At 62.1% G+C, this 19,921-nt stretch carries 18 protein-coding genes; 12 read left to right on the top strand and 6 right to left on the bottom strand.

The window, feature by feature from the left end; translation table 11 throughout:
• Nucleotides 1-211: 211 nt before the first annotated feature.
• A complete protein-coding gene (locus tag AC1DZE_RS11085) occupies nt 212-1,351 on the bottom strand; it encodes a porin (protein WP_477700030.1) in 1,140 nt (379 codons plus the stop codon).
• 355 nt (nt 1,352-1,706) lie between these two features.
• Nucleotides 1,707-2,768, bottom strand: coding sequence for a porin (locus AC1DZE_RS11090; RefSeq protein WP_477669920.1), 1,062 nt, complete (start codon nt 2,766-2,768; stop codon nt 1,707-1,709).
• 764 nt (nt 2,769-3,532) lie between these two features.
• On the opposite strand from AC1DZE_RS11090, the gene AC1DZE_RS11095 reads away from it, so the two are divergent.
• Entirely contained in the window at nt 3,533-4,822 is a 1,290-nt protein-coding gene (locus AC1DZE_RS11095) for a porin (protein ID WP_477669921.1), read from the top strand.
• 137 nt (nt 4,823-4,959) lie between these two features.
• A complete protein-coding gene (coq7, locus tag AC1DZE_RS11100) occupies nt 4,960-5,589 on the top strand; it encodes a 2-polyprenyl-3-methyl-6-methoxy-1,4-benzoquinone monooxygenase (protein ID WP_477669922.1) in 630 nt (209 codons plus the stop codon).
• Nucleotides 5,590-5,685: 96 nt separating this feature from the next.
• Here coq7 and AC1DZE_RS11105 read toward each other — a convergent pair whose 3' ends face one another.
• Nucleotides 5,686-6,144, bottom strand: a complete 459-nt coding sequence (locus AC1DZE_RS11105) for an OsmC family protein (protein ID WP_477674318.1) — start codon at nt 6,142-6,144, stop codon at nt 5,686-5,688.
• Nucleotides 6,145-6,396: 252 nt separating this feature from the next.
• On the opposite strand from AC1DZE_RS11105, the gene ilvA reads away from it, so the two are divergent.
• The 4 genes from ilvA to AC1DZE_RS11125 all read left to right on the top strand — a co-directional run bounded on the left by ilvA (nt 6,397) and on the right by AC1DZE_RS11125 (nt 10,238).
• Entirely contained in the window at nt 6,397-8,040 is a 1,644-nt protein-coding gene (gene ilvA / locus AC1DZE_RS11110; protein ID WP_477700031.1) for a threonine ammonia-lyase, biosynthetic, read from the top strand.
• A gap of 131 nt (nt 8,041-8,171) precedes the next feature.
• Nucleotides 8,172-8,348, top strand: a complete 177-nt coding sequence (locus AC1DZE_RS11115) for a cysteine-rich CWC family protein (protein ID WP_477670211.1) — start codon at nt 8,172-8,174, stop codon at nt 8,346-8,348.
• Complete coding sequence (gene cobT, locus AC1DZE_RS11120) at nt 8,305-9,366, top strand: nicotinate-nucleotide--dimethylbenzimidazole phosphoribosyltransferase (protein ID WP_477672293.1); 1,062 nt, start codon at nt 8,305-8,307, stop codon at nt 9,364-9,366. Before AC1DZE_RS11115 ends, cobT begins: the two co-directional genes overlap by 44 nt.
• Nucleotides 9,367-9,383: 17 nt before the next feature.
• Nucleotides 9,384-10,238 (top strand): adenosylcobinamide-GDP ribazoletransferase, encoded by an 855-nt coding sequence (locus tag AC1DZE_RS11125; protein ID WP_477669925.1) that lies wholly within the window; start codon nt 9,384-9,386, stop codon nt 10,236-10,238.
• Here AC1DZE_RS11125 and AC1DZE_RS11130 read toward each other — a convergent pair.
• Nucleotides 10,233-11,126, bottom strand: coding sequence for a LysR family transcriptional regulator (locus tag AC1DZE_RS11130; protein WP_477700032.1), 894 nt, complete (start codon nt 11,124-11,126; stop codon nt 10,233-10,235). The genes AC1DZE_RS11125 and AC1DZE_RS11130 overlap by 6 nt on opposite strands.
• A gap of 122 nt (nt 11,127-11,248) precedes the next feature.
• Between AC1DZE_RS11130 and argC the strand changes: the two genes are divergently transcribed.
• The 6 genes from argC to AC1DZE_RS11160 all read left to right on the top strand — a co-directional run bounded on the left by argC (nt 11,249) and on the right by AC1DZE_RS11160 (nt 17,842).
• Complete coding sequence (gene argC / locus AC1DZE_RS11135; protein ID WP_477669927.1) at nt 11,249-12,181, top strand: N-acetyl-gamma-glutamyl-phosphate reductase; 933 nt, start codon at nt 11,249-11,251, stop codon at nt 12,179-12,181.
• A gap of 323 nt (nt 12,182-12,504) precedes the next feature.
• Complete coding sequence (locus tag AC1DZE_RS11140; RefSeq protein WP_477669928.1) at nt 12,505-13,062, top strand: histidine phosphatase family protein; 558 nt, start codon at nt 12,505-12,507, stop codon at nt 13,060-13,062.
• Nucleotides 13,063-13,083: 21 nt separating this feature from the next.
• A complete protein-coding gene (locus AC1DZE_RS11145) occupies nt 13,084-14,052 on the top strand; it encodes a 5'-nucleotidase (protein ID WP_457282584.1) in 969 nt (322 codons plus the stop codon).
• A gap of 17 nt (nt 14,053-14,069) precedes the next feature.
• Complete coding sequence (locus tag AC1DZE_RS11150) at nt 14,070-15,860, top strand: ABC transporter ATP-binding protein/permease (protein WP_477672295.1); 1,791 nt, start codon at nt 14,070-14,072, stop codon at nt 15,858-15,860.
• The gene (locus AC1DZE_RS11155; protein ID WP_477672296.1) at nt 15,861-17,480 is read left to right on the top strand and encodes an MFS transporter; all 1,620 of its coding nucleotides are present in this window, start codon (nt 15,861-15,863) and stop codon (nt 17,478-17,480) included. It abuts the gene before it with no gap.
• 35 nt (nt 17,481-17,515) lie between these two features.
• On the top strand, nt 17,516-17,842 hold the full coding sequence (locus tag AC1DZE_RS11160) for an antibiotic biosynthesis monooxygenase family protein (RefSeq protein ID WP_477669931.1): 327 nt from the start codon (nt 17,516-17,518) through the stop codon (nt 17,840-17,842).
• Here the strand turns inward: AC1DZE_RS11160 and queC are convergent.
• Together queC and AC1DZE_RS11170 are read right to left on the bottom strand one after the other, a co-directional pair.
• Nucleotides 17,815-18,546 carry a 7-cyano-7-deazaguanine synthase QueC gene (gene queC / locus AC1DZE_RS11165; protein WP_477669932.1) on the bottom strand — a complete coding sequence of 244 codons (732 nt, stop codon included), beginning with the start codon at nt 18,544-18,546 and terminating at the stop codon, nt 17,815-17,817. The two genes, AC1DZE_RS11160 and queC, sit on opposite strands and share 28 nt — an antisense overlap.
• A 15-nt stretch (nt 18,547-18,561) precedes the next feature.
• The gene (locus tag AC1DZE_RS11170) at nt 18,562-19,740 is read right to left on the bottom strand and encodes a fumarylacetoacetate hydrolase family protein (RefSeq protein WP_477672297.1); all 1,179 of its coding nucleotides are present in this window, start codon (nt 19,738-19,740) and stop codon (nt 18,562-18,564) included.
• Nucleotides 19,741-19,921: the final 181 nt, after the last annotated feature.

Raw genomic sequence — 19,921 nt, forward strand, 5'->3', positions numbered from 1 at the left:
TGACGACGATGAACCGTAGTATCTATTGCGAGTTGACTCAAATAGCAGAACCTGCGCATTTAACGCGGCAGATGCGGAAAAGTTTCACCAATTTCAACGACTCACGGCATCAAACGTGTACATGTGTCTTTCTTCACGAAAAAAGCCGCCCCGGGTTACCCCGAGACGGCTTTCAGATTCTCATCAAAAACTGGCTTAAGCCAGCTTCAGATTAGAACGTGTGGCGAACACCAGCAGCGAACAAGGTTTTCTTGTCGGTACGGGTCAGGTCCGTTGCGGACTCGCCCTTGACATTGGTGTAACCGGTGTACAGCGTGGTGCGCTTGGACAGGTCATAGGTACCCAGCAGGCTGTAGCCGGTGCCTTTGCGGCTGATACCGGCGAACTCGCTCTTGGTACGGGTATAACCAGCAGCAATGGAAGCGGCGCCAAACGGAACGCTCACGCCCACTTGGTATTCCTTGTCCTTGGCATCCACACCAGCGGCGATCAGGCCCTTGGCGGTGTTGTAGCTACCGACGAGCTTGGCAACGCCGAAGTCATACGTAGCGCCCAGCAAGTTGTACTTGCGGGTAGTCACGAGCGGAGATGGGGTACCTGCGTTGCTGGCAGCGGAAGCGATGCTGTTGGCGCCAAGGCCGTTCGCGCCGGAGAACATCGTGCTGATGCCGTTGGACTTTTCAGCCTGGTAGCCGTAACCGACCAGCAGAGGGCCATTGGCGTACTTGATGTGGGCGCTGGCGCTGCTGGAAGCAGAAACCGTTGCCGACTTGTCTTCACCAAATGCGTACATCACCGAACCGCTGAAGCCAGAGAAAACTGGGGAGTCATAACGGATGGAATTGTTGGCACGGTTGCTGTAGTCTTGCAGACCAACGCCCCACACGGTGCCGRTGGTGGCGAACGTGTTGGAGTCATACGTGTTGTTGGTAGCGCCGCGCAGCGAGTCGTAAGCGGTGTACTGGCGACCGAGGCGAACTTCACCGAAGCTGCCTTTCAGGCCCACGGAAGCGGTACGGCCAAACAGGACGCTGGCCGAAGCGGTTGCGCTGCTGCCGCCGGCATTGGCCAACGCACCGCTGTCAATGCCGAAGCCGCCTTCGAGGGTGAACACAGCAGCCATGCCGCCGCCGAGGTCTTCGCTACCGCGCATGCCCCAACGCGAGCTGCTCAAGCCGCTACCGTCGACCTTGCTGTTGCTGATGCTGGTGTTGGTGGTAGCCGATTGAACTTTAACGTTCTCTTGACCAACGAATGCATCGGCAACGCCGTACAGGGTCACAGAGGATTGGGCATGTGCGACGCCAGCGGTTGCAGCGAGTGCAGCCAGGGCGATAAGAGTCTTTTTCATTGAGAGTTTCTCCAAGGTTAAACATAGGGCTCCGGCACGGGGACCATTTCAGACTTTCGCCTTTATGGCACCACCAGAGACCCGGGCCAACCCCCGTTTCGGGAAGTTGGGTCTATTGCACCAGACTGGGCTTCAATTCGCAAAGGAATGCCCGAAAAAACAGTCAAGCCGTTGTGCTCAAGCCACAAATAGGCGGGGACCCGTGGAAAAGAAACAACGCCAGCGAAAACCCAGGATTTCTGCTTGCCAGAATCGGCTTTTTAGCCAGATTTCAATCGACCCAAAGAAAAAAGCCGTTTCACTGAAACGGCTTTTGAGAGAACCCAGGCAAGCCCGGGTTTAGATCCAACCTGGATTAGAACGTGTGGCGAACGCCAACACCGTAGGTGCTGGTCTTGCGATCGGTCACACCGGCACCGGTTTCCTTGCCGCTCTGAACACCAGCGTACAGGTTCGTACGCTTGGAGAGCGCATACAGACCAGCCAGGCTATAGCCGGTACGCTTCAGCTCGGAAGCACCAGCTGGGCGGGTGCTCTTGGAGCGGGCATAACCGCCGGACAGGGTGAACGTGCTGTTGACTGGGAAGTCAAGGCCAATTTGATACTCTGTCGCTTTGTCCTGTGCCAAACCGGTCACGGGGGTGGTGCCGTTCTTCACAGTACCGTAAGCGCCGAGCAGCTTGACCACGCCGAAGTCATACGAACCGTTCAACTGCGTGTACTTGATGGCAGTGCTGGCACCAGTGGCTTTTTCGGTCTGATAGGCCAAAGAAGCGCCGATGGGGCCGTTTGCATAAGCAACGTTAAAGCTGGCGATCTTGCCGGCGCTGACAGTAGCGGTTTTGTTTTCGCCGAAGCTGTACATCGCAGCAGCAGAGAAACCAGCCAGATCGGGGGTCTGGTAGTACACGGAATTGCCTGGACGATCCTGGTAGCTGTTGCTGGCCCACACGCTGGTGGAAGGCGCGAACAGGAGCGAGTCAAAGCCAGCGGCACCGGAGCCCTTGACCATGTCGTACGGGGTCCACATTTTGCCGAGCTTCAGCTCACCGAAGCCACCAGACAGACCAACCCAGGACTGACGGCCAAAGATTGCATTGGAAGTCGCGGCGGTATAGGGGTTGGTGTAGTTGTTTGCAGCACCGGTGCTGGGATCAAAGCCGGCTTCCAGCAGGAAGTTGGCTTTCAGGCCGCCGCCGAGGTCCTCAGAACCCTTCAGGCCGAAACGGCTGGTCTGCAGACCACCACCGCTACCGGAAAAAGGATGGGCAACGTTCACGCCGGACTGGCTGATGTTGTTGTCCTTGACGGTACCAACCCAAGCGTCCACGAGGCCATAAACGGTCACGGTGGACTGGGCAGAAGCCATGCCGGAAACTGCCAGCACAGCCAAAGCAACTAGGCTTTTCTTCATCATTAGAAAATCTCCAAAAAGGTGGAAAACAAAACACTGCTACGAAACAAACATTTATAAGGGCTCAGTGACTACCCTTAGACCGATTTAACCAAAGAGTCACAAATCACACCAAGCCTTATCTCTACTATTAGCAACGTTCATACCCGAGTTGTTGGTCCCTAACAACGCATCGCATTTTGCGCACGCTGGAGGTGCGCGCACGAATGCGCCGGCCGGGCGATGCCGTACGAGGGAAGCTTCCAGGCAGCCGAGGCAGGCCGCCCCAAAGCAGGGCACCCGCCCCCAGATGCCCTGCCTTGGTGAAAAACACAAACCCAAGTCGTTTTTTGTCTCCGGGAAGCGTTATGGCTCAAAAAAACAGGCAGGAAAGGGGACAGGCTGGCGCAATGTGGCATGAACCGTTGTAAACGCGAGTCACTCTGCTGCCGCCAACCCGCCAGACGCCCCGGATTAGAGGTCAAACCCTAGCCACCGGTTGCGCATGACTGCGTCGTTCTCCAGCCTCGCTTAAAACGATCTTCAGCATCAGAATTTGAGAGGGGAAACACAATTTCCTGGCAGCCTCCCAAGGTTTGCCGCCAACATCAACCGGGGCAGGAAAACATCGGGTTTTCCCCTGTCGCAAAAGTGATACCCCCCGTATTGCCTCTCTTTACGGGCCGCCGCATCCCCACTAATCTTTGCTCCATCGAGTCAAGCCGGTGTGTGCATTTACGGCAATGACTGCGAAGGTTTTCCCTCAATTAAAACTCTCTGGAGACTCCATGAAAAAACTGACCCTCGTTGCAACTGCGATCATGGGACTTTTGTCCACTTCCGCCGCCATGGCACAAAGCACTGTGACCGTGTATGGCATTGTTGATGGCGGCGTCAACCATGTCACCGGCCTGCGAAGCGGGGCGATCACCCACATTGCCAGTGGCATCATGGAAGGTTCACGCTTCGGCCTGCGCGGGACCGAAGACATCGGCGGCGGCTACAAGGCCATTTTTACGCTTGAGAACCGTTTTGAAGTCGACACGGGAGCCATGTCGAATTCAGCAGCCTCTGGTACTCAAATGCCGGATCGCATGTCTACCGCCGCAGGACTTGGCTTGACCACGCTTCCCATTCCGGCAGCTTCTACGGCCGCGCTGATCACTGCTGTAAATTCATCGATCGGAAGCACGATTGGCGTGAACCTGCCTGGTACCACAGGCAGCCGGCTGTTCGACCGTCAGTCATTCGTGGGCCTGATCACGCCGGTCGGCGCGTTCACACTCGGCCGCCAGTACACGCCTGGCTACCTGGTTGGCGCCACCTTTGACGCGTCCCAGACCCAGTCCAGCCTGGCAGCCGGCCAGATTGCCAGCTTCCCGCCGGCTTTCGACATTCGCCTGAGCAATACGCTGCAATACGGCATTCAGACAGGCGGCGTCACCGCAGCGTTGATGTATGGCGCTGGAGAGGCATCTACCGCGACGGTCGGCAACTCCGCCAGCCGTTTCTTCGGCGGCATGGTCATCTACAAAGGCAATGGATTCTCCCTCGGTTTTGGCCGCAACCAGCGCAACAATGAGCTCGGTCAGAAGTCACTGGAAAACAATGTACTGGGCGGAACGGTTGACGTAGGCCCCGGTACCCTGTACGGCCAGTACGCCACGATCAAGGATGACAACCCAAGCGGCCTCTCCACCATCGGCGCAACCGTTACCACCGCTAGCGGTAGCGCAGCTGTAGGCGCAGCCTTTCAAGCCGCCTACAACAATGCCTTCCGGCAGGACGCCAACCTGGCGCACATCGGTTACCGCATGACCAGCGGCCCACACACGTGGGTTGTGGCGTACAACCGCCTTGATGACAAGCGTCCAGCAGATGCCGACACAAGCTCATACGGCGTGACCTACACCTATGCGCTGTCCAAGCGCACCAACCTGAATGCCGTGCTGACCCGCTTCGACAACAAGGGCTCAGGCCAGGCAGCCCCTGGTGGCAATGGCTTCCTCGGCGGCGTGACGTCTGCTGCAGGCGTTGGCTCCACCAACATCGCCTTGGGTATTCGCCACACGTTCTAAAGATCAAGGTTGCGTCCGGATCCCGATCCGGCCTTCCTTTCATAAAAGCCCCCGCATGGGGGCTTTTTTGTGGCCGTTTCCATTCCACCGGACGAGGGATAACATGGAACCATTCCGTCCCTAAGAACCGAAGCACCATGACCACCGCACTCGATACCGCACTCAATGCCGCCGACGGCGCCCTTCGCACGCTTTTTGCCGCCCCGCGCGCCAGCCGTACCTGCCCAACCGTACCCGGTGAGAAAACCGAGCTTGCCGCGCAGGACAAGGTGCGTTCAGGCGCACTGATGCGCGTCAACCACGTGGGTGAAGTCTGTGCGCAGGCCCTTTACGCCGCGCAGGCCCTGGGTACCCGCGACCCGGCCCTGCGAGAGCACTTCCTGCAGGCCAGCCGTGAAGAGGGTGACCACCTCGCCTGGACAAAAACCCGGCTCGACGAACTCGGCGCCCGGCCTTCCCTGCTCAATCCGCTCTGGTATGCCGGCGCCTTCGGCCTGGGCCTGGTCGCGAGCCGGCTCGGTGATCGCCTGAGCCTGGGTTTTGTCGTGGAGACAGAGCGCCAGGTTGAAGCGCACCTGGCAAGCCACCTGGAGCGCCTGCCGGCAGGCGACCATGAGTCGCGCGCCATCGTGGCGCAAATGAAAGACGATGAAGCGCTGCATGCACGCGATGCCGAGCAGGCCGGCGCGCTGCAGTTACCCGAGCCGGTCAAGGCCCTGATGCGCTCTGCGGCGCGTGTCATGACAACAACGGCGCACTACATCTGAGGTTTCTGTCGCTGCAGCGCAAGCCGGCACAACCACTTGCTATAAATTTAATAGCTGCTTGCGCTTATCTACAAAGGGACAGAGGCCAAAATAATCTCAAGCTTCGATGACCTCGAAGCTGGTCGTGATCTCTGCTGTTTTCGCCAGCATGATGGTGGCCGAGCAGTATTTGTCGTGACTCATGGCGACCGCGCGTTCCACTGCGCTGGTGGCCAAGCCACGGCCTGTCACGACAAAATGCATGTGGATTTTGGTAAACACCTTGGGGTCGACAGGCGCCCTTTCGGCACTCAATTTGACCGAGCAACCCCGAACATCCTGGCGGCCACGCTTGAGGATCAGCACCACGTCGTAGGCCGTACAGCCACCGGTCCCGGCCAGCAAGGTTTCCATGGGCCGGGGTGCCAGGTTGACGCCGCCGTTTTCCGGTTTGTCGGCATCGGGCGCGCCGTCCATCACCAGGGTGTGGCCGCTGCCGGTCTCAGCCAGAAAACTCATTCCGGAGCGCGATCCTGTGACCGCCGTCGGGCCCGTCCAACTCACCGTGCATTCCATGAATCTCTCTCCTCATGCATAAAATTTATGATTAAACCGTGAAAAATGTCGAATTTACGCCACAAGATATTGTGCAGCGCAACATCGGCCCGCTATACTGAAATCATCGCATCAAGATCAGTTGTCCGGCAACTCAGGGTCTTTTTGCACCGGTTGTCTCCTCCACCTCCTCTAAGGGTGGATTTACAGGCCCAGACTGCAAAGTCTGGGCCTTTTTTCTTGCCCACTATGATGTCAGGCTGCGAGAAAAACATGCCAACCCACACCAAACAAGCCATCCGCCCTGTTCCCAAAGTCATCAAGGCAGTCAAAGCTCCGGGGAAACCTTCCGGCAAAACGTCGAAGCCCGCGCTGAAACCAGCCGACTACCTGAAAAAGATCCTGACAGCCCGGGTTTATGACGTGGCAGTGGAGTCCGCGCTGGAGCCCGCCAAAAACCTGAGCCTGCGCCTGAAAAACACCGTGCTGCTCAAACGCGAAGACCAGCAGGCGGTGTTCAGCTTCAAGCTGCGGGGCGCCTACAACAAGATGGCTCACCTGAGCCCCGAACAGCTCAAAAAAGGCGTGATTTGCGCCTCGGCCGGCAACCATGCCCAAGGCGTCGCACTCAGCGCGCAAAAGCTCGGCACACGCGCCGTCATCGTCATGCCCACCACCACACCGCAGCTCAAGGTCGACGCCGTCAGGGCCTGGGGCGGCAATGTCGTGCTGCACGGAGAAAGCTACTCCGACGCCTACGCCCACGCCGTGGTGCTCGAGAAAAAGCAGGGCCTGACTTTCGTGCATCCGTTTGACGACCCGGACGTCATCGCCGGTCAGGGCACGATCGCGATGGAAATCCTCATGCAGCTGCAAAGCCTCGGCTCCAGCCGGCTCGACGCCGTGTTTGTTGCCATCGGCGGCGGCGGGCTCATCTCCGGCGTGGCCAACTACATCAAGGCGGTGCGGCCCGAGATCAAAGTCATCGGCGTGCAGATGAACGACTCCGACGCGATGCTGCAGTCAGTCAACGCCAAAAAGCGCGTGACCCTGAGCGACGTCGGCCTCTTCGCCGACGGCACGGCCGTCAAGCTGGTGGGTGAAGAAACCTTCCGTATCAGCCGCGAACTGGTCGATGAATTCATCACCGTCGACACCGACGCCGTCTGCGCCGCTATCAAGGACGTGTTCGTCGACACCCGCAGCATCGTCGAGCCGTCCGGCGCAATGGCCGTGGCAGCTGTCAAGCAGTATGTGGCCACCCACAAGACCAAGGGTGAAACCTACGCGGCCATCTTGTGCGGTGCCAACATGAATTTCGACCGCCTGCGTTTCGTCGCCGAGCGCGCCGAAGTCGGCGAGGAGCGCGAAGCGCTGTTCGCCGTGACGATTCCCGAAGAGCGCGGCAGCTTCCGGCGCTTTTGCGAAGTGATTGGCGAGCTGCCCGGCGGGCCGCGCAGCGTAACGGAATTCAACTATCGCATCAACGACGACGCGAAAGCCCATGTCTTTGTGGGCTTGACCACGTCGGCCAAGGGCGAGAGCAGCAAGATCGCCGCCAATTTCTCGCGCCACGGCTTCAAGACGCTGGACCTCACCCACGACGAGCTCGCCAAGGAACACATCCGCCACATGGTGGGCGGGCACAGTGCGCTGTCCAAAGACGAGCGCCTGCTGCGCTTCGTCTTCCCCGAGCGGCCGGGCGCGCTGATGAAGTTCCTCTCCAGCATGCGGCCGGGCTGGAACATCAGCCTCTTTCACTACCGCAACCAGGGCGCCGACTACGGCCGCATCCTGGTCGGCCTGCAGGTGCCCAAGGCCGACAACAAGGCCTTCAAGGATTTCCTGGACACGCTGGGCTACCCTCACGTCGAGGAAACCGCCAACCCTGTTTACCGGCTGTTCTTGCAGAGCTGACCGCAAAACTGACCGTAGAGCCGACAAGCCCATCCGCCATGAGCCCACAGGCCGCACCCCCGCCAACACCCGCCGCAGCGCAGGCCGACACCTCGGTGTGCCCCCGCTGCGGCGCCGGCCTGCGCTGCGGCATGGCGGCAGGAGATGCTGAATGCTGGTGCGTGCAACTGCCGCACATCATGCCCGTACCCTCCGAACGAACTCCGCAACCGGAAGGCAGCGCATTGTCGTGCTTCTGCCCCGCCTGCCTTAAACAAATCACCGATGAACGCACCCGACTTTCCACCCCTCCTCCTGCCCGCGATTGAGCCGACTGCCGACCTCCCGCTGGAGGCCAGGCTGCGGCACAAGATCGACCACAAGACCAAGCCGCAGGGCGCGCTCGGCCTGCTCGAAAGTGTGGCGCTACAGCTGGGCCTGATCCAGCAGAGCGAGAACGTCACGCTGCAAGCTCCCCAAATGGTGGTTTTCGCGGCCGACCACGGCATCGCCGCCGAAGGCGTTTCGGCCTTTCCGCAGGATGTCACGGTGCAGATGGTCGGCAACATGCTGGCCGGCGGCGCCGCCATCAACGTCTTCGCGCGCCAGCACGGCTTTGCCCTGCACGTAGTGGATGCCGGCGTGGCGGCGGACTTGCCCGCGCACCCGCAGCTGCTGCAGTGCAAGATCGCCCACGGCACCCAAAACATCTGCAGCGGGCCCGCGATGTCGCAACTGCAAACCCACACCGCACTCACCGCGGGCATGGACATCCTGCAATCGCTGCCCGGCAACGTGGTGGCGTTTGGCGAAATGGGCATTGCCAACACCTCGCCTGCCGCCCTGCTGCTGGCACGCCTTGCCGGCATCAGCATCGACGAAGCCACCGGTCGCGGCACCGGCCTGGACGACCAGCAACTGCAACGCAAGCGCGCCGTGCTGGCGCGCGCGCTGGCAGGCCACGCCGGCGCAACGCAGCCTCTGGATGCATTGGCCGCCCTGGGCGGTTTTGAAATCGCCATGATGGCCGGCGCCATGTTGCAGGCCGCCAGCGAGCGCCGCGTGGTGCTGGTCGACGGCTTTATCGCCGGGGCGGCAGCACTGGTGGCCCGCTCGCTCGCTCCCGCGGTGCAGAACTACATGGTGTTTTGCCACCGTTCCGACGAGCACGGCCATCGCCTGCTGTTGGCGCACCTGAAAGCCCAACCGCTATTGGAGCTGGGCCTTCGCCTCGGCGAAGGTACGGGCGCGCTGTTGGCCTGGCCCCTGGTGCAATCTGCAGCCGGCTTTCTCAATGAAATGGCGAGCTTTGACTCCGCCGGCGTGAGCGGGCGGGAAGACGCATAAACCATCATGGGCCTCGCATGACATCCATCACCCTGTTTGTCCGCGAGTTCCTGCTCGCCGTCCAGTTCTTCACGCGCATCCCCATCACGGGGCGTCTGGCGGCCTGGGTGGGCTACAGCCCCGAGTTGCTGCGCGCCAGCGCCGGCCACTTCCCCGGCGTCGGCATTCTGGTGGGCCTGTTTGCCGCTGCCGTGTACGCGCTGTTTCAGGCAGTTCTGCCCGACACCACGTTCTCGCCGCTGGTGGCCGCGGCGTTTTCCACCGCCGCCACCGTGCTGCTGACGGGCGGCTTCCACGAAGACGGCCTTGCCGATGTAGCCGACGGCCTGGGCGGCAGCCACGACAAGGGCCGCGCACTCGAAATCATGAAGGATTCGCGCGTGGGTGCCTTTGGCGCCATGGCGCTGGTGCTCGCCTTGCTGTGCAAGGTCTCGCTGTTGGCCATCCTCGGCTCGGTCGAAGGCGCGCCCGCCGGCTGGGGTGACTGGGAAGAGGCGCCCTTTGGCAGCTGGTATGCCTGTGCCGCGCTATGCACAGGCCACATCATGTCGCGCGGCCTGCCGCTGCTGCTGATTTACCTGCTGCCACACGTGGGCGACACCGCCCTGTCCAAATCCAAGCCTCTGGCCGACCAGATCTCCCCCGGCAGCCTGCTGGTGGGGTTTTCCTGGTGCCTCGCCGCGCTGGCCCTGGCTACCTTCGTGCTTGACGTCATGAACCTCATCGTGGCCTGCAGCTTCGCCGTGCTGGCGTTGCTGTGGATGGGCCGCTTCTTCAAGCGCAGGCTGCAAGGATTCACCGGCGATTGCCTGGGTGCCACCCAGCAGGTTTGCGAAATCGCTTTTTACCTGGGCCTGGCCATCAGTCTATGACCATGGCTGCCGCTGTTGCCACAGCACGTCCAGGACATGCTGCGTCGCCTGCTCCACCGGGCCCATCCGGTGCGCAACCCCCAGCGACCGCCACAGCGCGGGGCGCAACGGAAGCATGCGGATGCGCGGGTCAAGCGGCGTGGTGGATGATGCCTCGTGCGGCAGCAGCGTGGCGCCGTAACCGGCGGCCACCAGACTCTTGATGGCGTCGTTGTAGTTGAGCTGGATGCGCGCCTTGGGGTGCTCCCCCGCCAGCGCGAACCACTCAGCGGTCAACCGCGACAGGCTGGTGCCCAAATCGTTAAGAATCAAGGGCTGAGCCGCCAACCACTTCGGCGTAACACGCTGGGGTACAGCCCAGGGCGACGGCACGAAGGCCATCATCGGATCCCGACGCCAGGGCTGCACCTTCACCCCTTGCACCGTCGCCTGCGGCAGCGCCACCAGGCCCACGTCGAGCGATCCATTCGCCAGGCGCGTCATGGTGTCCTGCGAAGTGAGCACTGCCACCTGCACGTCGATGCCGGGATGATTCCGGCCCAGCACCTCCAGGGCCTGCGGCAGCAAGTGGGCAATCGCGCCCGTGGAGGCGCCCAGCCGCACACGGCCCGCCAACCCCTGCACCTGCCGCTGAACTACATCCATTGCCTCGTCCGCATCGGCCAACAGGCGCCGCGCCCGTTCAATCAGTGCCTCGCCCACGCCCGAGGGACGCACTTCACCGCGCTTGCGCACCAGCAGGGGGGCGCCACACAGCGCTTCCAGGTCGGCTACGTGCAGGCTCACCGTGGGCGCCGCCAGATGCAGCACGCGCGCGGCTTCGGCGAACGAGCCCAGGTGTGCGATGGTGACCAGCGTGCGCAGCCGGTCCAGGTTGAGTTCGCGCATGACGTTCAGTAAATCTGATGCTGATGTTTATGAAATTCAACTTTTCAAATTCTAAGGTGTCGCTGAAGATTCGTCATTCTTCTTTCTTTGGCTCGAGCCATTCATCCCACCAGGAGCACCGCATGAGCGCACCCCTTGTCTTCATCGATGGCGATCAGGGCACCACCGGCCTGCAGATCCACGAACGCCTGCAGGGCCGCAACGACCTGACCCTCCTCACGCTGCCCGAGCAGGACCGTAAGGACCCGGCGCGCCGTGCAGAAGCCATTAATGCCTGCAATATCGCGCTGCTGTGCCTGCCCGACGGGCCTGCACGCGAAGCAGCGGCCTCCATCGTGAACCCGGCCGTGCGCGTGATCGATGCCAGCTCCGCGCACCGCACGGATCCGCAGTGGGTCTACGGACTCCCGGAAATGGGCTCGGAACAGTCCCGGCGCATCGCCAACGCGCGGCGCGTCACCAACCCCGGCTGCTATCCCACGGGCGCCATCGCCCTGCTGCTGCCACTCGTGAAGGCCGGCCTCGTGCCCGCCGACCACCCGCTGGCGATCCATGCGGTGTCGGGCTACTCCGGCGGCGGCCGCGCGCGGGTGGATGCGCATGAAGGTGCGGGTGCATCGCATGCGCCCATGTTCCAGGTGTACGGTCTGGGGCTGGCCCACAAGCACATCCCCGAGATCCAGAAACACGCAGGCCTGATACAGCGGCCCTTCTTCCTGCCGGCTTACGGCTCGTTCCGCCAGGGCATCGTGCTCACGATCCCGTTGCTGTTGCGGCGGTTGCCAGCGGGCGTCACTCCCGGTCGCTTGCAAGCCTGTCTACAGCAGCACTACGAAGGCGCCGTGCACGTGGAGGTGATGGCGCAAAAGGACGTTCAGGCCACGCAGCACCTGGACCCGCAGGCGCTCAACGGCACCAACCTGCTGCGGCTGGCCGTGTTCGCCAACCCGCAGCATGGGCAGGTGCTTCTGGCCGCCGTGTTCGACAACCTGGGCAAAGGCGCCTCGGGTGCGGCGGTGCAGAACCTTGACCTGATGCTGCAGCACGCCGCTTAGCGGCTTGACGGCACAGCAAGTTCGGCGAGGGGTGTCACAGATAGCCGGTTCTTGCAAGCAGTTCCAGAGATGGCCCCACGGTGGCGCAGAGGCTCGCCGCGCCGGCGCCTGTGCCGCTCTAGAATAGACCATGGGGCATGGCGGACCCTTCCTTATCGCACGGATCGCACAGCGTGCACTCCGCCATTCTCCAGCCACCGCAGCAGCCCCTCTCCATGATCACCGCATCACTTCCGTCCACCGCCACCACGGTCCCCGTGCAGGAGCAGCAGATCACCTGCACCGACCTGCAGGCGCTGCCCGACCAAGGCAGTCAGTAAGCCATGAAGCTCTGGCTGGCCCGCCACGCAACACCGCTGGTTGAAGCCGGCATTTGCTACGGCCGGCAGGACGTAGCGGCCGATGCGGCGGCCACCGCCGAATGCGCGCAAGCGCTAGCCACGCTGCTTCCCGCCGGCACACGGGTCGCCCACTCCCCTTTGCAGCGATGCGTGCAGCTGGCGCAAGCATTGCGCGAACTGCGCCCCGACCTGGCTTGCACCAGCGACCCGCGGTTGCAGGAGATGGACTTTGGTGCCTGGGAAGGCCGCGCCTGGCAGGACATCACGCCCGCCGAACTGCAGGCCTGGACGGACGGCTTTGCCCAATATGCCGTGGGCGGCAGCGGCGAAAGCACCCACCAGGTCATGGCACGCGTCGCTTCGGCCTTTGACGAGTTGCAAGGCCAGGCCGACACACTGTGGATTACCCATGCGGGCGTCATACGCGCCGTGGAACTGATTGGCCTTGGCGTGCGTCAGATCATGCACGCCAGCGACTGGCCTCTAAAAGCTCCGGCCTACGGCCAATGGTGCACACTCGAACTGCAAACCCACTCCTAAAAACCGGATAAGGTACAAAAAATGGCAGCAACTCTGGATGGTCAGCTCGTGGTGGCGATCTCGTCACGCGCGCTGTTTGACTTTGAAGAAGAAAACCAGGTTTTTGAAACCGGCATGACGGCCGAGCCCGTGCCAGGCGCCAAAAAGGATGCCGCCTATATGAAGCTGCAGCTCGAGCGGCTGGACGTGCCGGCCAAGCCTGGCGTGGCGTTTTCGCTGGTCAAAAAGCTGTTGGCCTTCAACGAGGTACCCGAAAGCGCCGGGGAAGCGGCCAGCCCGACAGCACCCACCCAGCGCGTTGAAGTCGTGATCCTCTCGCGCAATGACCCCGTCTCCGGCATGCGGGTTTTTCGCTCAGCCCAGCACTACGGCCTCAAGATAGAACGAGGCACTTTCAACCGTGGCGAGGCGCCCTGGCGTTACCTCAAGCCCCTGCACGCCAATCTTTTCCTGTCCGCCCATCTGAGCGACGTACGCGACGCCCTGCTGGCCGGCGTGCCCGCTGCGCAGGTCTATCCGCATTCAGTGCGTGCCAGCGACGCGCACCCCAACGAAGTGCGCATCGCCTTCGACGGTGACGCGGTGCTGTTTTCGGACGAAGCCGAGCGCGTCTTCCAGGCGCAGGGCCTGTCCGCCTTCCAGCAGCACGAACGCGACAAGGCCACACAGCCGCTGCTGGCCGGCCCGTTCAAACCCCTGCTTGAAGCGCTGCACCGCCTGCAGCAGGTCGGCACCTCGCACATGCGCATACGCACCGCCCTGGTCACCGCCCGCAGCGCGCCCGCGCATGAACGCGCCATCCGCACGCTGATGGACTGGAACATCGAGGTCGATGAAGCCATGTTCCTGGGGGGTCTCGCCAAAGGCGAGTTCCTGCGCGAATTCGAGCCCGACTTTTTCTTCGACGACCAGACCGGTCACGTGCACTCCGCCTCGCAACATGTGCCCTCGGGCCACGTGGCCAGCGGTGTTTCCAACCAGCTTTCCTGAGCCGCGAAAGGGCTTTCATGAATCCGTCCAGTCTTTTCGCAAAATTTACCGCATTCAGTCTTTTTGCCAGGCGGATAGCCGCACTGGCCGCCCCTTACTTCCGGTCCGAAGAAAAATGGAAGGCTCGCCTGCTGCTGGTGGCCATCGTGCTGCTCAACCTCGGCACGGTTTACATGGCAGTGCAGTTCAACGACTGGTACCGCGTGTTTTATGACGCACTTGAAAAACGCGACCAGGTCGTCTTCTGGCAGCAGATGGGCCGGTTCAGCTATCTGGCCTTTGGCGCGATCATCATCGCCGTCTACAAGTTCTACCTGACCCAGTTGCTGCAAATGCGCTGGCGCGCCTGGATGACACGCGACTACCTGCGCCGCTGGCTGTCGCACCACGCCTTCTACAAGATGGAGCTCGCGCGTTATTCGGCGACAACCGACATCAACGCCAGCCCGGACAACCCGGACCAGCGGATTCAGGAAGACGTGCAGTCTTTCACCACCTCCACGATCAAACTGAGCATGGGCCTGCTCAATGCGGTCGTGACGCTGGTCAGTTTTGTCGGCCTTCTCTGGGTTCAGTCGGGTCCGCTGGACTTCACCCTGGGCGGAAGCAGCTATTTCATACCGGGTTACATGGTCTGGGCCGCGGTGGCCTATTGCCTGGTCGGCAGCGTGCTGGCGCATTACATCGGTCGGCCACTGATCAAACTCAACTTCTTGCAGCAGCGCTACGAAGCCAATTTTCGCCACCACATGGTACGGGCGCGTGAATACAGCGAATCCATTGCGCTGGACCATGGCGAGGCGGTGGAGCGCAGCCAGCTCGATGGTCGTTTCACGACGGTGCTGGCGAACTACCTGAACCTGATACGCGCCAACAAAAAACTCATCTGGTTCCAGAGCTTCTTCGGCCAGGCTGCCTTGATTTTTCCGTTCCTTGTTGCGGCACCTCGCTTCTTCGGCGGAGCAATCCAGCTTGGCCAGCTGATTCAGATTTCCTCGACCTTCGGCAAGGTTCAGGACTCACTCAGCTGGTTTGTGGATAACTACGACAATCTCGCCAGCTGGCGCGCGACAACAGATCGCCTGACAAGCTTCGAAGACAGCATGATTGCGCAGGCAAAAGACAACGTCGGCCTGGTCACCAGTGCGTCCACATCGCTCACGTCGAGCGACCTCAATCTGGCCCTGCCGACCGGAACCGTTCTCCTGACAGGCGTCGAACTGCATGCCGACGCCGGCGACCACATTCTGCTCAGGGGTCCTTCCGGCAGCGGAAAGTCCACCCTTTTTCGCGCTTTGGCGGGTATCTGGCCGTTTGCCACCGGCCGTATCGCCCGACCTGAAAACGCCATGTTCATCCCGCAGCGCCCGTATTTCCCGAACGGCTCCCTGCGCGATGCACTGGCTTACCCCGAACTGGCGGCAAGCTACACCGACGATGCGCTGAAGCAAGCCCTGAACGAAGCCCTGCTGCCCGAACTCGCCGCGCGGCTGGACGAAGAAGACGCCTGGAGCCAAAAGCTTTCGGGAGGGGAGCAGCAGCGCCTTTCCATCGCTCGGGTATTGCTGAAGAAACCCAAATGGATTTTTGCGGACGAAGCCACCAGCGCGCTCGATGAGGCGGCTGAAAAAACGCTGTATGAACGTTTGCTGGCGCTCGTCAAAACATCGGGAGGCGCGATCATCTCGATCGCCCATCGGCCCAACGTGGCGGCCTTTCACAACAAGACCTGGGCTTTCGAAAAGCTGCCCGAAGGCTCACCCGCGCTGTTCACGCTGAACCAGCGTGCCGCACAGGAAGCGCCCTGAATGCCCGAGGAAGCCGCAAGAACCCCCGAGCCGGTAACGGCTGAATCCCTCTCCGCCTGGGCGCCCATCAAGCGCCCCGTGTTCCGCATGCTGTGGAGCACCTGGCTGGTCGCCAACATCTGCATGTGGATGAACGATGTGGCGGCCGCCTGGATGATGACCTCGATGACCACCTCGCCCCTCTGGGTGGCGCTGGTGCAGTCGGCCTCCACGCTGCCGGTGTTTTTGCTGGGGCTGCCCAGCGGCGCACTGGCCGACATCCTGGACAGGCGCCGCTACTTCATCATGACGCAGTTCTGGGTGGCGGTGGTGGCCACGCTGCTGTGCATCGCCGTGATCTCGGATGTCATGACGCCGCCCCTGCTGCTGGCGCTGACCTTTGCCAACGGCGTGGGCCTGGCCATGCGCTGGCCGGTGTTTGCCGCCATCGTGCCGGAGCTGGTTCCCCGCGTGCAGTTGCCCGCCGCGCTGGCGCTCAACGGTGTTTCGATGAACGCCTCGCGCATCGTCGGCCCGCTGGTCGCCGGCGCTTTGATTGCCGGGGCCGGCACCGAATACGTGTTTGTGCTCAACGCCGTGCTGTCGGTCATTTCGGGCTTTGTCATCATGCGCTGGCGGCGCGACCACGCGCCCAGCCCGCTGGGGCGCGAGCGCCTGGTCAGCGCCATGCGCGTCGGCCTGCAGTTTGTGAGCCAGTCGGCGCGCCTGCGTGCGGTGCTGCTGCGCGTAGCGATTTTCTTTTTTCACTCCACCGCCCTGCTGGCTTTGCTGCCGCTGGTGGCGCGCGGCCTGCACGGCGGCGACGCCGGCACCTTCACGCTGCTGCTGGCGTCCATGGGAACGGGCGCCATCATCGCGGCGCTGAACCTGGCGCGGCTGCGCCAGATGATGCCGCGCGATGTGCTGGTGATGCGCTCCACACTGCTGCAGACGGCGTCCACCGCCGCCATGGCCTTCGCGCCCAATGTGTATGTGGCCGTGCCCGCCATGCTGCTCAACGGCATGGCCTGGATCACCTGTGCCAATTCGCTCAGCGTGTCGGCCCAGCTGTCATTGCCCGACTGGGTGCGCGCGCGCGGCATGTCGATGTACCAGATGGCCATCATGGGCGCCAGCGCAGCGGGTGCGGCGCTCTGGGGCCATGTGGCGGGCCTCACCAGCGTGTCCACCGGCCTGCTGATGGCCGCCGCCAGCGGCTCGATCGTGATGATGGTGGCGCAGTACCTCGTGTCGGACCTCAGCATTGAAGAAGACCTGACCCCGTCGCGCCAGTTCAAGGCGCCGGTGGCCGAAGAGCCACCCGGTGCAGGCCGCGTGGTGGTGAGGATTCACTACCAGATAGACATGGCGCGCGCCGACGATTTTCGCGCGCTGATGCAGGAAAGCCGCCGCAGCCGCCTGCGCCAGGGTGCACTTGAGTGGGAACTGCTGCGCGACGTCAACAAGCCCGGCCATTACATCGAGCAGATCATTGACGAGTCATGGACCGAGCACCTGCGCCGCTTTGACCGCGTGACGGCCAGCGACGTGGCGCTGCGCGAACGCAAACTCGGATTTCACCTGGGTGAAGAACCCCCGCTTGTCACCCGCAGCATCGTCGAGCCACCCGGCAGAAGCTAGCGGCATTTTTTAGCCACCAACCACGGAGTATTTTTGTGATTGCAGCCACACCCCCAGCCCCTTACTACGCCGTGATCTTCACGTCATTACGAACCGAAGGCGACAAGGGCTACGGCGACATGGCCGACCGCATGGTGGCGCTGGCCACGCAGCAACCGGGCTTTCTGGGCGTCGAATCAGCCCGCGAAGGCCTGGGCATCACGGTGAGCTATTGGCAAGACCTGGCGTCCATCAAGACCTGGAAAATGAATGCCGAGCACCTGGTGGCGCAGCAAACGGGTCGCAGCGACTGGTACACGCATTACAAGACCCGAATCGCAAAGGTAGAACGCGACTACGGTTTCGAAAGCCCGTCCACATAGCCTGCGAAACCTCTGGCCCGCAATTCGCAGGCCGGGCAGGTGCCGCAGCCATAGCCCCAGGCATGCCGGTGCACACGATCACCGAGGTAGCATGTGTGCGTGTGTTCCACGATCAGGTTCACCAGCGCTTCACCGCCGTTGGGCTCGCCTGATTTTTCACCGATGTCATGCGCCAGCCGCCAGGTGTCGGCCTTGTCGATCCACATCAACGGCGTCTCGATCAGAAAGCGTTTGTCCATGCCCAGCGACAGCGCCAGCTGCATGGCCTTGATGGTGTCGTCGCGGCAATCGGGGTAGCCTGAAAAATCGGTTTCGCAAACGCCGGTGACCAGCACCTGCAAATCTCGCCGGTAAGCCAGCGCCGCTGCGAGCGTGAGGAACAGCAGGTTGCGCCCCGGCACAAAAGTGTTGGGCAGGCCCGAGCTTTCCATCTTGAAGGCCACGTCGCGCGTCAATGAGGTGTCGCTGACCTGCCCGAGCACCGCCAGGTCCAGCAGGTGGTCTTCACCGATCTTGTGGGCCCACTGTGGGAACTGCTGTTTGATTTCGCGCAGCACATTGAGCCGCGCTTCCAGCTCTACCTTGTGGCGCTGGCCGTAGTCAAAAGCCACCGTCTCGACACGTTCGTATTTCGACAACGCCTGCGCCAGGCAGGTGGTCGAATCCTGGCCGCCGGAAAACAGCACCAATGCAGAGGTATGCATCCGCCCTCTCCTTTTTTACGGCAGCTTGCGCTTGGCCAGGCTTTTCATCAGCGCCGAAATGCCGAAGGTCCACGGCGCAGCCTTGTCGGAAGTCGTGACCCGGTTCACCAGGCTGCCCAGCTGCGGCGTGGCCACCGTCACCACATCACCCACCACGTGGGTAAAGCCCTGGCCCGGGCCGTGCCGGTCTTGCGTGGGGGCAAACATGGTGCCCAGGAAGAGCATGAAACCGTCGGGGTACTGGTGGTTGGCGCCAATGGCTTGCGCCACCAGGTCCAGCGGGTCGCGGCTGATCTTCTTCAACGAGCTGCCGCCCTTCATCACAAAGCCTTCAGGCCCCGTCACGGTGATGCTCAGGTCGCTGCTGCGCACATGGTCGATGGTGAAGCGCTCGTCGAGCAGGCGGATGAAAGGGCCGATCGCGCACGATGCGTTGTTGTCTTTGGCTTTGCCCAGCAGCAGTGCGCTGCGGCCTTCAAAGTCGCGCAGGTTCACGTCGTTGCCCAACGCGGCGCCAACCGTCTCGCCGCGCGAGTTCACGGCCAGCACGACTTCAGGTTCGGGGTTGTTCCAGTCGCTGCCAGGGTGTATGCCCACTTCGGCGCCCGTGCCCACCGCGCTCATCGGCTGGCTCTTGGTAAAGATTTCCGCGTCGGGGCCGATGCCCACTTCCAGGTACTGCGACCACATGCCCTGGGCGATCAGCACATCTTTGAGCTGGGCCGCTTCGGGCGAACCGGGCTTGATGCTGCCCAGGTTCTCGCCGATCACGGCGATCACCGCCTTGCGCGCTCCATCGGCCTTGCTGGCGTCGCCGCCCGCCTGTTCTTCAATCACGCGCTCCAGCATCGATTCGACAAACGTCACACCCGAGGCTTTCAGCGCCTGCAGGTCGCATGGCGCCAACAGCCAGGGCAGCCTGGTGTCATGCGCATCCTCCGCGGAATTAGCCAGCACTTCGGCCGTGCCCGCCAGCCGCGGCAGCTTCGCCGCAGCGGCCCGCACAACCTTGGCGACACCCGGCAATTCCAGCAGTTGGCTGGCGGTCGGCGCGACGCTGGAAAGGTCGTACACGCCGTCGGGTGTGACCAAGGCCAGCACCGGGCCAGTGCCTTCTATCCAGACACGCCCCACCAGCAAGGCATCAGCGGCGTCAACAGGCAGGGTGGAAGCAGGGCTCAGGGAGTTTTTCATGATGTTGGAAGGGAAGAACGGGAAGGGCAGCACACAAAAGCGTATGAAGCTGTCAATAGTACAAGGAAGTACGAGGCGCCCAATCACCCCGCTGAGGGTTGAGGAAAAGCGCACGCACACGTCTCGGCCCCAGGCAAGCGCCGCTACACTGAAACGCACCCGCTTGCGGGACACTGCCTTC

This window comes from Polaromonas sp. P1_F1, from assembly GCF_056405795.1.